At 39.1% G+C, this 16,147-nt stretch carries 16 protein-coding genes and 1 tRNA gene; 8 read left to right on the top strand and 9 right to left on the bottom strand.

Annotated features, from left to right (window positions below; all coding sequences use genetic code 11):
• Positions 1 to 9 precede the first annotated feature (9 nt).
• Positions 10 to 984, top strand: a complete 975-nt coding sequence (locus tag EHQ62_RS01650; RefSeq protein WP_135640512.1) for an alkaline phosphatase family protein — start codon at positions 10 to 12, stop codon at positions 982 to 984.
• Here EHQ62_RS01650 and EHQ62_RS01655 read toward each other — a convergent pair.
• Both EHQ62_RS01655 and EHQ62_RS01660 read right to left on the bottom strand, forming a co-directional pair.
• On the bottom strand, positions 981 to 2,150 hold the full coding sequence (locus EHQ62_RS01655) for a tetratricopeptide repeat protein (RefSeq protein ID WP_135640513.1): 1,170 nt from the start codon (positions 2,148 to 2,150) through the stop codon (positions 981 to 983). The two genes, EHQ62_RS01650 and EHQ62_RS01655, sit on opposite strands and share 4 nt — an antisense overlap.
• Positions 2,147 to 3,832, bottom strand: coding sequence for a tetratricopeptide repeat protein (locus EHQ62_RS01660; protein WP_135640514.1), 1,686 nt, complete (start codon positions 3,830 to 3,832; stop codon positions 2,147 to 2,149). Before EHQ62_RS01660 ends, EHQ62_RS01655 begins: the two co-directional genes overlap by 4 nt.
• 80 nt (positions 3,833 to 3,912) lie before the next feature.
• Between EHQ62_RS01660 and EHQ62_RS01665 the strand changes: the two genes are divergently transcribed.
• The 7 genes from EHQ62_RS01665 (at position 3,913) to EHQ62_RS01695 (ending at position 10,466) form a co-directional block, all read left to right on the top strand.
• Entirely contained in the window at positions 3,913 to 4,572 is a 660-nt protein-coding gene (locus EHQ62_RS01665; RefSeq protein WP_135640515.1) for a class I SAM-dependent methyltransferase, read from the top strand.
• A gap of 79 nt (positions 4,573 to 4,651) precedes the next feature.
• Positions 4,652 to 5,935, top strand: a complete 1,284-nt coding sequence (locus tag EHQ62_RS01670; RefSeq protein WP_135640516.1) for a UvrD-helicase domain-containing protein — start codon at positions 4,652 to 4,654, stop codon at positions 5,933 to 5,935.
• Positions 5,936 to 5,949: 14 nt separating this feature from the next.
• Positions 5,950 to 6,023 (top strand) — tRNA-Val (locus tag EHQ62_RS01675).
• A gap of 118 nt (positions 6,024 to 6,141) precedes the next feature.
• Complete coding sequence (locus tag EHQ62_RS01680) at positions 6,142 to 6,822, top strand: DUF6989 domain-containing protein (protein ID WP_135640517.1); 681 nt, start codon at positions 6,142 to 6,144, stop codon at positions 6,820 to 6,822.
• A complete protein-coding gene (locus EHQ62_RS01685) occupies positions 6,806 to 7,753 on the top strand; it encodes an LA_2486 family SGNH/GDSL-type esterase (protein ID WP_208720598.1) in 948 nt (315 codons plus the stop codon). Before EHQ62_RS01680 ends, EHQ62_RS01685 begins: the two co-directional genes overlap by 17 nt.
• 42 nt (positions 7,754 to 7,795) lie before the next feature.
• On the top strand, positions 7,796 to 9,046 hold the full coding sequence (locus EHQ62_RS01690) for an LA_2490 family SGNH/GDSL-type esterase (protein WP_135640518.1): 1,251 nt from the start codon (positions 7,796 to 7,798) through the stop codon (positions 9,044 to 9,046).
• A complete protein-coding gene (locus EHQ62_RS01695) occupies positions 9,036 to 10,466 on the top strand; it encodes an MBOAT family O-acyltransferase (RefSeq protein WP_135640519.1) in 1,431 nt (476 codons plus the stop codon). The genes EHQ62_RS01690 and EHQ62_RS01695 overlap by 11 nt, the downstream gene beginning before the upstream one ends.
• Positions 10,467 to 10,617: 151 nt before the next feature.
• Here the strand turns inward: EHQ62_RS01695 and EHQ62_RS01700 are convergent, their stop codons facing one another.
• The 7 genes from EHQ62_RS01700 to EHQ62_RS01730 are packed head-to-tail and all read right to left on the bottom strand — an operon-like array spanning position 10,618 to position 16,146.
• Positions 10,618 to 11,208 (bottom strand): LemA family protein, encoded by a 591-nt coding sequence (locus EHQ62_RS01700; RefSeq protein WP_135640520.1) that lies wholly within the window; start codon positions 11,206 to 11,208, stop codon positions 10,618 to 10,620.
• Between the two features lie 55 nt (positions 11,209 to 11,263).
• Entirely contained in the window at positions 11,264 to 12,421 is a 1,158-nt protein-coding gene (locus EHQ62_RS01705; protein WP_135640521.1) for a DUF1343 domain-containing protein, read from the bottom strand.
• The gene (locus EHQ62_RS01710) at positions 12,418 to 13,311 is read right to left on the bottom strand and encodes a prephenate dehydrogenase (protein WP_135640522.1); all 894 of its coding nucleotides are present in this window, start codon (positions 13,309 to 13,311) and stop codon (positions 12,418 to 12,420) included. The genes EHQ62_RS01705 and EHQ62_RS01710 overlap by 4 nt, the downstream gene beginning before the upstream one ends.
• Positions 13,308 to 14,399, bottom strand: a complete 1,092-nt coding sequence (pheA, locus tag EHQ62_RS01715) for a prephenate dehydratase (protein WP_135640523.1) — start codon at positions 14,397 to 14,399, stop codon at positions 13,308 to 13,310. Before pheA ends, EHQ62_RS01710 begins: the two co-directional genes overlap by 4 nt.
• Positions 14,392 to 15,030, bottom strand: coding sequence for an SMC-Scp complex subunit ScpB (gene scpB / locus EHQ62_RS01720; protein ID WP_135640524.1), 639 nt, complete (start codon positions 15,028 to 15,030; stop codon positions 14,392 to 14,394). The genes pheA and scpB overlap by 8 nt, the downstream gene beginning before the upstream one ends.
• Before the next feature lie 6 nt (positions 15,031 to 15,036).
• Positions 15,037 to 15,780, bottom strand: a complete 744-nt coding sequence (locus EHQ62_RS01725) for a segregation and condensation protein A (RefSeq protein ID WP_135640525.1) — start codon at positions 15,778 to 15,780, stop codon at positions 15,037 to 15,039.
• A gap of 3 nt (positions 15,781 to 15,783) precedes the next feature.
• Positions 15,784 to 16,146, bottom strand: coding sequence for a response regulator (locus EHQ62_RS01730; RefSeq protein WP_002975323.1), 363 nt, complete (start codon positions 16,144 to 16,146; stop codon positions 15,784 to 15,786).
• Between the last annotated feature and the right edge of the window lies 1 nt (position 16,147).

Below are 16,147 nucleotides of genomic sequence, written 5' to 3' on the forward strand. Positions count from 1 at the left end.
AGGAAAGGAATGATTTTTTATGTATTTTTGGACGGGGTTGGGATCACAAATTATGACCCAAACACCAATCCCTTTAGCCGGTTTGCGAAAGGATTTTTAGCACCCCTTGGAGGGATTTCTAAAAATGATTTGGACCTACCCATTCCTGCCACAAACATCCATTACCTAAAAACGGATGCTCATATGGGGGTTCCTGGACTCCCCCAATCCGCCACTGGACAAACAGCACTTTGGACTGGAATCCCTGGACCAAAAGTTCTCGGACGTCATGTCAGTGGATTTCCCACCATTACCTTACGAAAGATCATCGCCAAGTATTCGATGATCAAAGTATTAAATGAAAATGGGATTCTAAGTGATTTTTTAAACTGTTTTTCCCCACCTTACTTAAAACATGTGGAAGAAAAACCAAAACTGGTTTCCGCCTCCACCCTAGTGCAATTGGCAAGTGGTAGGCCTCTCAAAAATTTTGAAGACCTACGTTCGGAACGAGGTCTGTATATGGACCTAACCCATGAAATCATGGGAACTCTAGGGATTGACATGTTAAAGGATGGGGATCCATTACTTGAAAAAAGAGATCCATATCTCCTCGGCACCAAGTGTTTTCAAAGATTTTCCCATTACCAACTCACTTTGTATGAATACTTTTTAACTGATAAAGTAGGTCATGCCATGGATTGGGAGAAAGCAGAAAAAGTAATTCATAACTTAGAGTTATTTTTTAAAGGGCTTTTAACAACTATGGATCCTAAAAAGGATTTACTCATTGTTTCCAGTGATCATGGGAATATGGAAGACCTAAGCCAAAAGAATCATACAGAAAACCCGGCGGCCACCATCCTGTATGGAAAGGATGCTGACCGCTTCGCAGAAAATATACACTCGTTAGCTGATATTGTACCGGAAGTTTATAAAACTTTTGGGTTAGAACAAGCTCTACACAATACCCACACGAATGAGTTTCTAGTGGAAACCAACTAAAATTCTAAATCACTTCCCGAATCTGGTTTTTGTGAAAACGAATTCGGTTTGTTAGGATTAGAATCCGACGATACATCAGAATCCTCTAAATCATTGTGGTCAGTGAACTGATCTAGAGATTCTTTTTTCCATGCAATCGCCTTGTCGGTAATCTGGTTTTTAGGGTATTTATCTACAATTGTCTGGAATATACCTGCTGCTTTTTCAAATTTACCTTGTCTGAAATAAATGGTGCCTTTTTTATAAAGTGATGCTTGGTCAAGCGTATAATCGCTGTTATTCAAAACTTTATTTATGTAAGTAAGTGACTCTGTTTGTTTTCCTAATGCATCATATGCAAGCGCAATGTAATACAATGCTTCTTCTTCTTTTTTAGGAGAAGGATTTACCGATAAAGATTTTTGAAATAGTTCAATGGACTTAAAGTATTGTTTTTTTGTATAACTTTCTTTTGCGTCTTTGAATACAGAGTCCTTGTATTCTCCCACTACTTTTTCATCAGCTCCCGCGAGTCCATCTTGCGTTTCAATGTACTCATCAAAGACATCAAAGGATGCCCAGTCCTTACCTAGTTTTCGTAACGACCTACCCCATCCAATCCTAGATTCTGTATGGTTTGGATCTTCTTGTAAGGCCAATACATAATTTTTACGTGCAGTTTCATACTGACCAATTTTATAATAATGATCCCCTAAAGCCATAAAAGACTTCGATCTGAGTTTGTTATCCGAACTTGATTGTAAAACCGTCTCTAAATGTGCCTTACCTTCTGCTTCGTTTCCGATTTTTAAAAGTAAGTTACCTAGAGAATAACTGAGTTTGTCTTTTTCTTCCGGTTTCCAGTTAGAATTTTTCTTTAGGTCTTTGTAAATATCGAGTGCAGGATAAAAATCGGAGTTTTTTTCAAGTGCTCTTGCTTGGTTGTATTTAATTTGGAACTCGTATTTTTCCAAACCACGTTTCCCAGCCAATTCAGAAAAGATGGCAATCGCTTTTTCTTTGCTATGTGGATTGGTTTGTTTTAAATACTCTTCCCCTTCTGCAATTTTTTCAAGTACCAATTGGGACTGGTCTTCTTTTGCAGAAATATTGGTTTGGTAATAAGCAGTGGAGAGGCCTGCAACAATGAATAACAAACCTGCTAAGGAAACGATCACTCGACTCATATAGTACCTCTACCCACTTGATTTAGGGTTTGATTCGTCCAAAATTCAACTCTTGATGGAGAATAGGATTTGGTTTCCTTTTTCAAAAAACATTTTAAGGCTTTTTTTGTGTCACCAGTTTTTAAGGCACTGACACCTAAGAAAAACATAGCCTTACCTCTTAAGTATGAATTAGATTCATATTTCAAATATTCTTCTAATCGATAAACTGCTGTTTCGAATTTTTTTTGGATCACCGTTTCTTTGATGATACGGTTGAGTTCCGTTTGCCCCAAATCATAGGTCACTGTGGCCGAATGTTCTTCTTTGAAATCGTTCGTTGGTTCTATGTTTTCTTTTGGAGGGGCAATTTCTGTTGGAGTCACCACATGTTCATTTTTATAAATTTCTGGTTTCTCTGGTTCTTTTTGTGGTTTTGATTCCGCTACAATATTTGTTTCTTCTTTGGGAAGATTATCTTTTGTAAAATCATATTTAAAATAAGAAACATTTTCCTTTAGATTATAATCTTCTGGCACTGAGCTCGATTTAGCAGTCACACCAAAATAGAGTTCATCAATTTCTTTAAGTTCTTTTATAAAAAAATTTGTTTTAGGATGCACAACCGTTGCAACCTTGACCACTGTACCTTGGTTAAATGAAGAAGCCCCTTGGTTTAAAGGTTTGATGGATGCATATAATGAATATATTGTTGTTTCATCGGCATCTTCAGGACTTAACCAACTGATCACAGCACCTTTCCCAACCCTTTCGTAACCTAATCCACGAACATGTAAGGCACCTGACAAACTTGTGGTGGGTTCATTCGATGCAACTTCTGGATTTTGTTTTTTCGGAGTTTCTTCTACTATGACTTCTGCATTGGCTTTGTCAGACTGTTTGATATAAAAGACTCGTAATGTCGATTTTTTGTCTTCTAAGGGCAGGGTCTCTTCCCCACCCAATTGTTTTACAGAAACACCATAATACAAGGTTTGGGATTTACTTAAGTCTTGGTCTAAAAAAGTGACCGTAGGATGAGTGAGTTCCGACAACTTTTCTGCCTTTTGCATGAGTGGCAAACTGGTCAATGGTGAATTGGACCTGTACACTGTGTAAATGGTCCTACCAGCAGTGGCGCCCGCTGGAGGTGTCCAATTCAATCGGATGAATCGCTTTTCAATGTTCGCTGTGATGCCTGAGACCCCACCCACCATGGATTGGATACTTGTATCTTCCGGGAAGGCAGGGAAATCTGGATTTTGTCCTACCACAGGTGTTCCATTTTCTTCTGCGATGGTCACAGGAATGATTGTGTAGTTTTGGTTCGCAAACATTTTCACTTCGCGCCTACGAACATCTGTTACCATGACAATCGCATAATAATACGTACCTGGTTTTAAATTATAATCAAAGTAAACACGGGTGGCATTTGGACCAGAAGCTTTGTAACGACCAAGGGAATCTGCAATGTAAAGTTTGTCTGGGCTATCAATCATCACATTGGATCTGGCAACAATGATTTCGCCATCTTGTTTTGGAGGGTCCCAATCAATGCGAATGGATTTTTTATCAGGCAGAATGCTCGCATGAATCGCTTTTGCAATCGTAGGATACCGACTTTCCTCAAATCCGGAGTCTGCCCATACCGGGAATTGAGAGAATAGCAGTACAACCGTCCAGAGGTGAATCGAGAACTTCATACTTAGATTTTCGGTGGAACTCTAGCTCGAATTGAATTTTTCGTTTGTACTTTCCCCTCTTTTCTGGAAGAATTGTCATTATGTCCGAAACGGAATACTACCGTTCCCAAACCTACCAAGAATACCTGCTTTCGAGCCACCGCAGAGATGTATGCCCTCCTGAGGATGTGTATGCATTTTTCAACTGGAAGGGACTCACGAATTTAGTCGATTTTGGAAGTGGACTCGGATTTTATTTCCAAGAGTTTCGGAAGTGGTTCCCCCATGTTTGGGTATGGGCCGCGGAATGCCAACAAGACATCATCGATAAAATCTTACGCCGTAAGCTCATGGAGGGAATTGAACAACTCACTCCTTTTTATATGGACCAATCCGACCACCCACTCCTTCCGGAATGGGTTCCCGTTCCAGAAATCATTTTTGCATCGCTTTCACTTTCCACCTTTCCAAACCCAGGCCTTGCGATGGATGGACTCATCCGTTCGATGAAAGCTGGGGGGAGACTCTTTATCATTGATTGGTCGAAAACAGAATCTGGTTTTGGTCCGAAAATCAATGAAAAGATTTCTATGGATAAAATGAAATTCCTTGCCGAAGAATACAAACTCGAAGTCACAAAATCCGGACGGATTTCGGAACATTTTTATGGTTTGGAAGTAAGAGCCAGTTCCAATTTCATTTATGGGTATTATGATTTAAAAGAAGAAGAAGACGAAGACTCAGCAGTCTTCAAATTATAATTTCTTCTATTTGATAACCTAAATTACACTATCACTCGTTTTTTTAGAACCAAACAGTAGTTCCATCACCTCCTTTGTTATGTGGAGTGAGGAACAATCCAAAATCATTTTTAGCAATGATCCCATCATCCAAGTGATTGCAGGAGCAGGCTCAGGAAAAACTGCGACAATGGTTGGACTTCTAGAAGAACGAGAAAAAAGAAAATCCATACCGCCGAACCGTACTTTGGTTGTTACATTTACAAAAAAAGCAACCAATGAATTTAAGGAACGATGCCATAAAAAAGGACTTTCCAAAGACTATCATATATCCACCTTTCATTCTTTTTGTTATGATTCTCTCAAACGATACGACTCATCAAAAAACTGGTTTCGTTATAAACTTTTAAGTGAATTCAAAAAATGGGAAATTACCAAAACCATTTTGTATCCCTATCGATTTGAGATCGGTGGAATTCCATTTCCCATTTTAACCAAACAAAATGGACAACTACTTCGTTCGATTTCAGAAGCAATATACAGTGAATACTTCCAAAGTTTTCGCAACTGGAAAGAAAATCATCATTACTTTGAATATGACGACCTAGTCAGTTTTTTTTTGGAGTTTTTAAAATCAGATGATTCGTGTGTTGCTAAGGAAAAATGGAAGTCTCTTATCATCGATGAATTCCAGGATACAGATGAAGTGCAACTTAAGGTCATCAAAGCAATGGACTTTGAATCCATAACGGTTGTAGGAGATGATTGGCAAGCCATCTATGGGTTTCGCGGAGCCACTCCCGAACCATTTTTAAACTTTCCAAAACATTTCCCTTCCACCATTTCCTATTTTCTATCAACTAACTACCGCTCAACCAAGATTCTCATCCAAAAAAGTTTACTCCCCATCAAACAAAACAAAAATCAAATCTCAAAACAAACAAAGTTTTATCGCAAAAATAAAGGATCCTTCCAAGTCATTCGGATTCAAAAAAATGAAATGGAATTAGAATTGGTTTGGAAAAAAATCCAATCACTGGGCCCAGAACTTACCCTTCTCACAAGGAGTAATTTCAGAAAAAACGAATGGATCCAAGTTGGGGTTCCAAAATGGCAAGTGATGACCATCCATAGTGCCAAAGGATTGGAATTCCCTACCGTGGTTGTTGACTTATGCCAAGGTTGGAGTGAAGACATAAATTCCATCGATTGGGAAGAAGAACGAAGGATCCTTTACGTTGCCTTATCTCGGGCCAAAGACAATTTGATTGTTCTCATCAATGCGGAATCAAAGCCGAAAAGCCTATGTGACAGGTTCAGTGAAGATTTTTCCCTTTGGAACAAGATTAGAAATCGTACTTTACGGTGGACTAGACTCTGGTGAAGTGGTTTTACCTTGGGGGATTAGCTCAGTTGGTTAGAGCGCTACCTTGACATGGTAGAGGTCACTGGTTCGAACCCAGTATCTCCCAAGTGAATTCTTTTTTGTTTTGTTCTCTTCCTCAATCTTCATTTTTATTTCCTATTTTTCTCCCACCAAACAAAGTTTCGGCTTGCCTTTCCCATTCCATTCATTCTAATTCGAAAGCGATGAAACCGAAGGTCCTATCCGAAGAATTTTTACTCGCGATTTACTTTTTTGTATTTAGCATCCTATCAGGAATTGTTCTTTTTCATTCGCCGTATGAAGCAGGAGTGAAAATCGCTGGACTCACAGCCTTTTTCCATATTAGCTTTGTTGCTCTCTCTTTACTCCTGCATTGGCATACACCGTATCGCATTTGGAAATTTTTAGTTCCCCTTTCTATTTTTATGGTGTTTCCAGATTGGTTTTTATCTGCCGTCTTACAGATCTTAGTGTTTCCAGAAGATGGATTTGCCAAAATTGGGACTGTGTCTGGTTATATGGCAGGCCTTTGGGTCATCCCACTTTTTATCTCCGTTTATACTGGCATCAAATTGGAAGAGAGGTCAGTTTCCATCGTAGGCACTGTGATTTGGGTGGGAATCGTGAGTTTGGTAATCTTTGGAACATCGGAAGCTACCATGTGGATTTTTGGTTCCTGGTATGCACAAAATGTAAAGATGTGGGGCCATGTTGCCTTTTATGTTTTACTACCAGAAATGATCTTAGGAATCACAGCATACCTTGCTTACCAAGGTTTTTCCTATTCTTTTTATCCATTACAAGTTGCGATGGGTTTCTTAGTGATGGTCCTCTATATCGGCAATTTATCTTTCTTTTACTTACTCATTGAAAAAATCCTTTAAATTTAAAATATGTTTCGGAATTTTTTTCCTTCTCCTACTCGGAGAAGGATTTGTTCGGATTAGATTCCCTCAACTCAATGAAGAACTTCGTTACAAACAAATCCATTGCCTGCAAAACTTAATCCAAATTCGTTTATGCCCGGAAGTTAACGAAACCTTCACGCGAAGAGATGGAAAACCTTGGGATATCCAAACCAATCAATTGGGGGAAAGGATCGTCAAAAAAGACAAAATAGCGAATTCGACCGCCAAAGTTTGGTTAATTGGCGACTCGATGTCGATGGGTTATGGATTGCCTTCCGAAAAATCCATAGCATCCCAATTGGAAAATCAATTCAATATCCAAACTCGTGTCCTTGCAGTGGATGCAATTGGAACCAATGGAATTTTGTCTCTCTATTTAGATGGTAACCAAAGTACCAATGTAGAAGGCAAACCAACGCATATCTATTGGATTTGGAATCCGTCTGATTTCATCGATGATGAAAGAGAAAAAAAAGGAATTCGTAAACTCATTTACCCCATTCATTTTTACCTATCACGTTTCTCTGTTTTGTACAATTACGCCATTCGTTCTCCAAAAGCCAATGCCTACGAAGGATCACCCAAACTTTATCCGAGTGATCATGTCACCTATTTGCTTTTAAAAAACTTTTTATCAAAAACTTCGAAGGACAAGGAACGATTCAGGATTGTATTCTCTTGGGGGATGGCTCCGAATGGAACACCCGACACAAAGGATCCCAATTATGACCAAACAAATGTTTTTTTTACAACGCAGAAACTGAAAACCATCGACCTTCGACGCGAAACCGAAATCCAGTTTGCCCAAAAAAAACAAATCTACATTCCCGGTGATGGTCACCCAGATGAAGATTTGGCGGAACTTTTTGCCCGAGCGATCGCGAAGGACTACCAAAACTCCCAATAGAAATGCTTGATTCCTAACCCGTTTTCGAAAGTTTAGAGGGATATGATCCAAAACTGGAAACGATGGGGAGCCATTGTCCTATTTTTCCCGTTCGCCCTACTCTCTTTAGAAGTAGTCTTTCGACTTGCCAATCCTCCTGCTTTGCGTTATTACCGTGATGTCAAATTGTTGCATGCTTACCATCCTGAGTATGGAGTGACACTCGCACCAAACGAAAGCCGTTTTGTTCGCCACTATGCAGACCTTTGGCAAGGCCAGTTTACTACCAATTCCTTTGGACTCCGGGGCCTTTCGGAACCCACCGCAAACAAACCAAAACTAGTTTGTCTAGGAGATAGCCTTGTGATGGGGTTTGGTGTTTCAGATGAAGATACATTTTGTTCGTTACTCGATGGATACGAAGAAAATGGAATCACATACCAAAGTTTGAATTTTGGCGTGGATGCTTATGGTTCGCTAGGTTCTTACAAACGACTGAAAGACCTCTCAGGAAAAATAGACAATATCAAAAAAGTACTTTTTTTTATATCACCCAATGATTTCACCATGCCTGAGGAGTTACGTGCACAAGGGATCTTACCTGATGATGAAAATGATGCCTTACATGAAAATGATGAAGAGTGGAAAAAAAAGTTCCACCTTCAATTTGAACTCACTCGTATTTCCTACCTCTTACAAGCCTTAAAACTTGCATACGAACAAACAAAAGTAAAATTTGCCCAAACCAAATACATCATTTCTATGGATTCGAAACAAATCACCGAATCACCATTAGTGTATCTGAATGAATCATTTTTTGTCCCGGTCAAAAAACAATCCTGCGAAGACAAAGAAAATTTTATTTGTCCAACTGCGATCCCCAATTTACAAATTGTTTGTTCTGATTCACCCGTTGACCCAAATGATTTAGAGCCACTCCCTGAAACAACAACGAGGGCCTACGACCAAATGATCGCATATTCGAAAGAAAAAGGATATGAATTTGTTCCTGTCATTTTACCGATGCAAATTGAAGAAGTGTATTGTCGCCAGATCGGCAAATACAATGCCTTAGGCAATTATGCTCTAAGAGCCAAACAATACCTAAACAAAAAAGGTATCAAAACCTTGGACATCCTACCCTACACGGATACAATGTGTGGCCGCGAATTTACCTTCCATGGTCAGACAAAAAAAGCCGGTATCCAAGATTATTATATTCCAGGTGATGGCCACCTAACAAAACTTGGGAATCTTTGGGCTTCTGAATCCATTCGATCCGCTTTAAAGGAAACGAAACCAAATGCTTTTTAATTCCGTTCATTATTTACTATTTGCACCAATCGTAATTTTTGTTTATTTTTTAATCCCTAAACGATTCCAAGGTTTATGGTTATTCATTGTTAGTTTATATTTCTATGCAATCTTTCGGATACCATTTTTGATTTTACTCGTTTTTTCATTTGTCATCACAAAACTCAGTGTGGATTACATGGAAGAAACAAACCCCAAATCAAAAAGGATTTTATGGTTAAATGTTGCTGTTTGGAGTAATTTGAGTTTATTATTTTTGTTTAAGTATTTGGATTTCTCCATTACAGTTTGGAACCAAACTTTTTCTTTTACCCCATGTGATCCGGAGTTTGTACAAAAGTCTGGAATTTTACTTCCAATGGGGATTAGTTTTTTTACATTACAAGCAGTATCCTATGCAGTTGATGTTTACAAAGGTGTAGTGGAAAGGGCAAAATCCATTTTCCACTTCGGACTCTTTTTATCTTTTTTCCCACAACTTGTGGCTGGCCCGATCCTGCGTGCAAGTGACGTTTTACATCAATTTTTAGATTCCAAAGAGTTTACAAAAGAAAATCTCAAACAAGGGTTAAAACAACTCTTTTGGGGGATCTTTAAAAAAACTTTTATCGCAGATCCAGTTTCCTATGTCATCGATCCTATCTATGCAAATCCTACTGAATACAATTGGATCGCAATGTGGATTGCAGCAATCCTCTTCGCTGTACAGATTTATTGTGATTTTTCGGGTTATTCCGACATTGCCATAGGAACTGCAAGGATTCTTGGTTTCCATATTCCAAAAAACTTCGACAGGCCGTTTTTATCCGGAACACTCAGCGAACTTTGGAGGCGGTGGCATATTTCCTTTAGCTCTTGGTTACGAGATTACGTTTATATTACGTTAGGTGGAAATAGACGAGGTGAAATATTAGCTTACGTAAACCTATTCATCACAACCTTTGTTTCTGGGATCTGGCATGGTGCCGATTGGACCTTTGTTTTTTGGGGGACCCTCCACTCCACAATGATGGTGGTGGAAAAGTTTGTGTTTAAATTTGAAACCATGCGGAGTGCCTGGAACAAAGTGCCAAAATCCATCCAACCAATTTACCCGGTGGGAATTTTTGTTTTATCCTGTTTTTTCTTCCGAGCAAAAGCCACCCCAGAAGTTCCTACTGGAATGGGAATCACAAACATCATGTTAGAACGCGCTTTCACGGGAGCTGCCGGTGGTTGGCCTCAAATGAGTTTGAGTTTGGTGCTCCTTGTGGGATTTTTATTTTTTGTAGATATCATGCAGGATCAAAAGGAAGACCGATTTGCCTTTATCACGGACAATTTGTACTTTCTCATCCCTACATGCATTTTGCTCTATGTAACATCGTTTATCATTTATAGTGTTACTGTTTCTAGTCCCTTTTTGTATTTCCAATTCTAACAAGATAGGTAATACAAACTCCAAAGATTTGAACCTTCCTAAGGATTAAAAATAAAAAGGTCTCCCATGGCAAATGCACGAGAGACCTTTTTCCCAGTTTCCAAAAGAAAGAGAACGGACCTCTCTTCTGGATTTTTACTTTGTGATTGTTTTAGAATTCTACTTTGGGTGCATTCTCAATTGTCTTTTGGTCTTCGACAGTGAAGGTAGCTTTGGCTTCATATCCAAATGCTTTTGCAGTAAGGACAGCGGGGAACTGGCGGATGTACACATTGAATTCCTTTGTTGCCTTGATAAATCGGTTCCTTGCCACTGTGATACGGTTTTCAGTTCCTTCCAATTGGGCCATCAAGTCAGAAAAATGTTGGTCCGACTTAAGTTGTGGGTAGTTTTCTTGGATCATAAGAAGTCTTGATAACGCAGAACCTAGTTGTCCTTGTGCTTGGTCAAATTGTTTTAAGCTCTCAGGGTTGTTGATGAGCTCAGGCGTTGCTTGGATAGAACCAATTTTTGCTCTGGCATCAGCAATTCCTTTCATGATGTCTTTTTCTTGGTTGGCAAAACCTTTCACGGCGGAAACTAAATTAGGGACTAAGTCAGCCCTTCTTTTGTATTGGTTTAAAACCTCTGCCCAAGAGGCAGTCACTTCCTCATCCAATTCTTGGATACGGTTGTAACCACAGTTGGTAAAAAGTGTAGTCATTAGGGAAAATAGAATGATGGTTCGAAACAGATTTGTCATGGTCATTGTATACCTAATCATTAGTCGGTCTGCAACACCAATTTAATAAAAAAATTTAGTACCGGTAGGGTTTTATCGTTTTCAACCAATCAGTTTCTTTTTCGTTGAAATAGGATTCTAAGAGAGATTCGGAATGTTTGCCCGCCAAGTATTCCAATAAAAAACGATCCCCCACAAGTAACTCGATCGCAGGACGATCTGAACGAAACTCATAAACACCCTTTAAATAAGAAAACTGACCAGGGAACAATTCCCCTAATTGTTTTAAGAAAAACAACGTAAAGTAAAGAGAATGGAATTGTTTTGGTTTGGTTACCATCAGTTGGTATCCTTCACAAATGACACCCACATGTTTGTGAAAGGTGGGCAAAAAACGTAAGTTTCGTAATTGAAACCTTCCTTTTTGGTGGTTAGACAACCGTTTGTCCAATTCTATCTTTTCTTTTCCAAGAAGGTAAGGTGCTCCAAATGTTTCAAAAGGTTTCGTTGTTCCCCTACCTTCCGAAAGATTGGTTCCTTCCAATAAACACATCCCAGGATACACATAACATGTATTTTGTGTTGGAATGTTAGGAGATGGTGGAACCCATAAAAAGGATGGATTTTTTTTTGGATGGATCACTCCAACAGGAACCACGACAACATCCACATTCAGATGAAAGGATTCATTATAATAAGAAAGTAATCCACCAGGAGTGAGTCCATGACGATGTAAAACAGACTTCACACCCACAAACGACTGATAGGTTTCCTCTAACGGACTTCCTTCCACTTTAGTTCCTATGGGATTTGGAGAATCGATGACTAAAAATATCGGAGCTTTGCCAGTTTCTTTTTTTAGTTTCGAAAGTTCTTCTAATATATAATAAGCCGTGGTCAAAAACGTATAATATCTTGAACCCACATCTTTAATATCAATGATGACAAGGTCTATGTCTTTTAACGAATCCCGAGGTGGAACCAAACTACTTTCTTCTTTGCCATACAAATTTACAATTTGCATGTTTCCAAAGAGATAAGACAACTCATCACCGCTCACTTGGTCTTGGAGTTCTGCAAACAATCCATGTTCTGGTAAAAATATTGTTTTAAGATCAAAAATTTTTGAATAGGTTTGGAAGTGGTATGTGCCTTGGTAACCAAAGGCACTTTGGTTTGTTAAGATCGCCGCCCGACAACCGCTTAATTTTTGAATGTTTTTTAAAAACTTCATTTTGTTTTTTGAATGGTTTCTTTTTGTTTAAGGGCTAAGTCCCAAATGGAATGGATTTTGGATGGTTCCAAACCATCTTCCTCCAAAAACAAATTGCGAAATTCAGTTAGTTGTTTGATAAAATCATCTATCGAATTTTGAAGGAAATACCTATTTTCTTTGAATATCGAAGTCCACATTTCTGCATTGGATCCAGCGATCCTTGACATGTCACGAAACCCCCCACCTGTAATCGGTTTTGCGATGGATGTTACTTGTTCCATTGTGGTTTTGTTGTTTCCCGCAACATTGACAAGGATGGTGGATACTACATGTGGCAAATGGGATACATATGCTAATGTTTCGTCGTGGCTTTTCGCATCCATAGGAATGGTCCAAGAACCAATGGATTCCCAAAAACCTTTTACCGATTCCATTACAGTTTCTCTTGCCATCTTTGGTTTGGTAAGGATACAAAGTTTATCACGATACAAACCAGGAACAGCTGATTCAGGACCTGTTTGTTCAGATCCACACATGGGATGGGTTGAGATGTAATTGTGTTGGTTTCCATTGAAGTGTTTGTCTACTGCGTCAACGATCGTTTGTTTGGTGGAACCCAAATCGATAAAGATTGTTTCCCCTGATATTGGCAAACTAGGTATAATTTCTAATAACGTTGCGACCGGAGTACTAAACACAACCAAATCATACTCATTCCATTGGATAGAGGTGGATTCTACAACGGTATAAACATGATGGGCTAAATGTTTATCTAAAATTGATTTTTTACTTTTTTCGGAACGAACAATTGCTGAAATTTCTGCGTTGGGATACTTCTCTTGTATCGCAAGAGCTAAGGAACCACCCATAAGGCCCATTCCATAAATTAAAACTTGGTCCAACTTCATGTGGGAAAAGATCCCGCAGTGGGATAAGATCCAAGTAATTTAAAAATCGTACACTGTGATTTCACAGTTTCCAGAAGGCTTTTGATTTTTGGATCTGATTTGTGACCAATAAAATCGATGAAAAAATGGTATTCCCACAAGTTTCGTTTGAGAGGCCTTGATTCAATCTTAGTTAGATTCACTGATGCATCGTGAAAGGTTTTTAGAATTTGAAACAAGGAACCTGTTTGGTTTGGGATGGAAAATACAATGGAAGTTTTATCTTCTTTGGTTTGTGGGGATTCTGTTTTTCCAATCACCAAAAACCGAGTTGTATTCCCTGCATAATCTTCAATTCCATCGGCAATTACATTTAAATTGTATATTTCACCCGCAATTTTGGAGGCAATGGCGAGACCATCTTTTCGTTCTGAAACCAATTTTGCAGCCATTGCAGTGGAAGATGTGTCCACAACTTCAACATTGGGTAAATTGGCCGATATCCAATTTCGGCATTGTTCATTTCCGATTCGAATACCATAAATTCGTTTCACCGCTGCAAGATCTGTTTCAAAACCCAATAAGGAAAATGAAATTTTTTGGTATAACTCTGAATATACGAGAAGATCTGTTTCTAAAAACATATCCAAAGTGGAACTCACCTGCCCTTCTGTTGAATTTTCAACAGGTACGACCCCATAATCCAATTTTTCTTCTTCTACCATGCGGAAGACATCTGGAATTGAAGTTTGAGGAACTGCTTCAATGGAAGTTCCAAATTTTGAACGAAGTGCTGAATGAGAAAAACTTCCTTCTGGACCTAAAAAACCAATCTTTAACGGGTGTTCTAAGGCAATGGTTCCAGACATCATTTCACGGTAAATGGCTCGGATTACAGATGCTGGGAGTGGTCCATTTGATAATTTTGTTACCTTCTCATACACATCTTTTTCACGGTCGGGTCGATAAATAGGACCACCCGATTCTTTTTTCACACGACCAATTTCCTGCGCAAACCCAGCTCGTTTTTGGATGAGTTCAATGATTTCAGAATCGAGTGAGTCAATGCCAGATCTGAGTTTTTTTAATTCTTCTTCTGCATTACTCATTTATTTTCTCTTCTTTTAACTCTTCCGGAAGTGTATCCAAATCAAAGTCTGGATTCATCTCTGTTTCTTCCGTGACGATAATGGACTCTGGCGAAAAATCTTCAAATTTGAGTTCTTTCACTTCCACTGGTGTTGGAAGGTCTGTAAGTTTACTCAGGCCAAAGTGTAATAAAAATTCATTGGTAGTTCCATACAATGTTGGCCTTCCTGGAACTTCTTTTTGTCCAACAGCTTTCACCAATTTTTTAGACATAAGGCTTGCGACCATAGCTCTTGAAGACACCCCACGTATCTCATCTAACTCCGTTAAGGTGATTGGTTGTTTGTATGCAATGATGGCAAGTGTGTCTAAGGTTCCACGAGAAAGAGTTTCTCTTTTTTTATCTTTAAAAATATGAGAGAGGATTTCGCTGTACTTTTGGTTTGTGATGAATTGGTATCCACCTGCGATTTCGCGGAGTAAAAAACCACCTTCCCTTTCTTGGTAATCAAGGATGAGTTCATCTAAAAGTTCTCTTGCTTCTGTTTTTTCAATTCCACAAGACTTGGCAAGTGCTGACAATTTGATTGGATCCGAAGACAAAAAGAGAAGTGCCTCAAGAAGGCCCTTTGTATAGTTTCTTTCTTCCAAATTGATCTAAACCTTGACTATTTTGATTTCTCCGAAAACTGCGTGTTGGATCACTCGGCAAACTCGGATTTTAACAACTTCTAATACGGCAAGGAAGGCTGCGACGATTTCTTTTTTTTCTGGTTTGTCATTTTCAAACAAATCCATAAAATGAATTTCACCACGAGTTTGGATCAAATCCTGCAAATAAGCCATTTTGTCTTCCACCGAAAACTGGCTCACACCCTCATAAATGGGCACCAGTTCCTCTTCTTCATTCGAACTTTCTTGTTCCAAGATTGAGTTGAAGGCAGAAATTAAGTCCACAAGGCTCACATCAAGCCAAACTTCCGTTTCGTCTAAAACCTGGTTGGTTTCACGAGTGAACATACCTGCGGTCAATCTGTCCAATTCCGCCAATCGTTGGCCCGCCATTTGGAATTTTTTGTGTTCCAAAAGTTTGTCCACAAGTTCCTTGGGGAGAGGTGGGTCGTAGTCTTCTTCTTCGAAACCAGGGTCTGGAAGCAGAGCTTTTGATTTTAAGTAAACCAGATGAGCTGCCATTACGGCAAACTCAGATGTCAGTTCTATGGATAAGGATTGGCTCGTTCTCAAAAATTGAATGAAATCAGATGTGATACGCGAAAGGGAGACTTCAAAAATATCAACCTTATAACTATCAATCAGAGACCATAAAACCGTTAAAGGTCCTTCAGTCAACCCACCGTCCTGGTTTTGCCACCGGACGATAAACTCCGGGGTTTGGGACACGACTTATAAACCTAATGCTTTAGCGGCTGCTTGTTGCAATCTTTCTGGAGGGAAAGGTTTCACAACGAAATCCTTTACACCCATTTTAATTGCTTTCGCCAGAAGGTCTTCTTGGCCAAGAGCCGTTACCATAATGATTTTTGCAGAAGCATCAAATTTGATAATTTCTTTTGTGGCTTCAATTCCATCTTTTTCACGCATCGTGATGTCCATCGTGACTAAGTCTGGTTTGAGGTTTTTGTATTGTTCCACCGCAATATTACCATTCTCTGCTTCACCAACGATTTCGTGACCTGCTCCAACTAACGCATCTTTTACGAGCGTTCTCATGAATTTTGCATCATCTACAACCAAAATTCTTGCCATG

It is taken from the genome of Leptospira jelokensis (assembly GCF_004769635.1).
In the GTDB taxonomy this organism is placed as follows: Bacteria; Spirochaetota; Leptospiria; order Leptospirales; family Leptospiraceae; genus Leptospira_A; species Leptospira_A jelokensis.

Excerpts from the sequence above, each read along its gene's own strand:
- EHQ62_RS01650 (WP_135640512.1), top strand. The coding sequence starts at position 10 with ATGATTTTTTATGTATTTTTGGACGGGGTTGGGATCACAAATTATGAC.
- EHQ62_RS01655 (WP_135640513.1), bottom strand. The coding sequence starts at position 2,150 with ATGAGTCGAGTGATCGTTTCCTTAGCAGGTTTGTTATTCATTGTTGCA.
- EHQ62_RS01660 (WP_135640514.1), bottom strand. The coding sequence starts at position 3,832 with ATGAAGTTCTCGATTCACCTCTGGACGGTTGTACTGCTATTCTCTCAA.
- EHQ62_RS01665 (WP_135640515.1), top strand. The coding sequence starts at position 3,913 with ATGTCCGAAACGGAATACTACCGTTCCCAAACCTACCAAGAATACCTG.
- EHQ62_RS01670 (WP_135640516.1), top strand. The coding sequence starts at position 4,652 with ATGTGGAGTGAGGAACAATCCAAAATCATTTTTAGCAATGATCCCATC.
- EHQ62_RS01680 (WP_135640517.1), top strand. The coding sequence starts at position 6,142 with ATGAAACCGAAGGTCCTATCCGAAGAATTTTTACTCGCGATTTACTTT.
- EHQ62_RS01690 (WP_135640518.1), top strand. The coding sequence starts at position 7,796 with ATGATCCAAAACTGGAAACGATGGGGAGCCATTGTCCTATTTTTCCCG.
- EHQ62_RS01695 (WP_135640519.1), top strand. The coding sequence starts at position 9,036 with ATGCTTTTTAATTCCGTTCATTATTTACTATTTGCACCAATCGTAATT.
- EHQ62_RS01700 (WP_135640520.1), bottom strand. The coding sequence starts at position 11,208 with ATGACAAATCTGTTTCGAACCATCATTCTATTTTCCCTAATGACTACA.
- EHQ62_RS01705 (WP_135640521.1), bottom strand. The coding sequence starts at position 12,421 with ATGAAGTTTTTAAAAAACATTCAAAAATTAAGCGGTTGTCGGGCGGCG.
- EHQ62_RS01710 (WP_135640522.1), bottom strand. The coding sequence starts at position 13,311 with ATGAAGTTGGACCAAGTTTTAATTTATGGAATGGGCCTTATGGGTGGT.
- pheA (WP_135640523.1), bottom strand. The coding sequence starts at position 14,399 with ATGAGTAATGCAGAAGAAGAATTAAAAAAACTCAGATCTGGCATTGAC.
- EHQ62_RS01730 (WP_002975323.1), bottom strand. The coding sequence starts at position 16,146 with ATGGCAAGAATTTTGGTTGTAGATGATGCAAAATTCATGAGAACGCTC.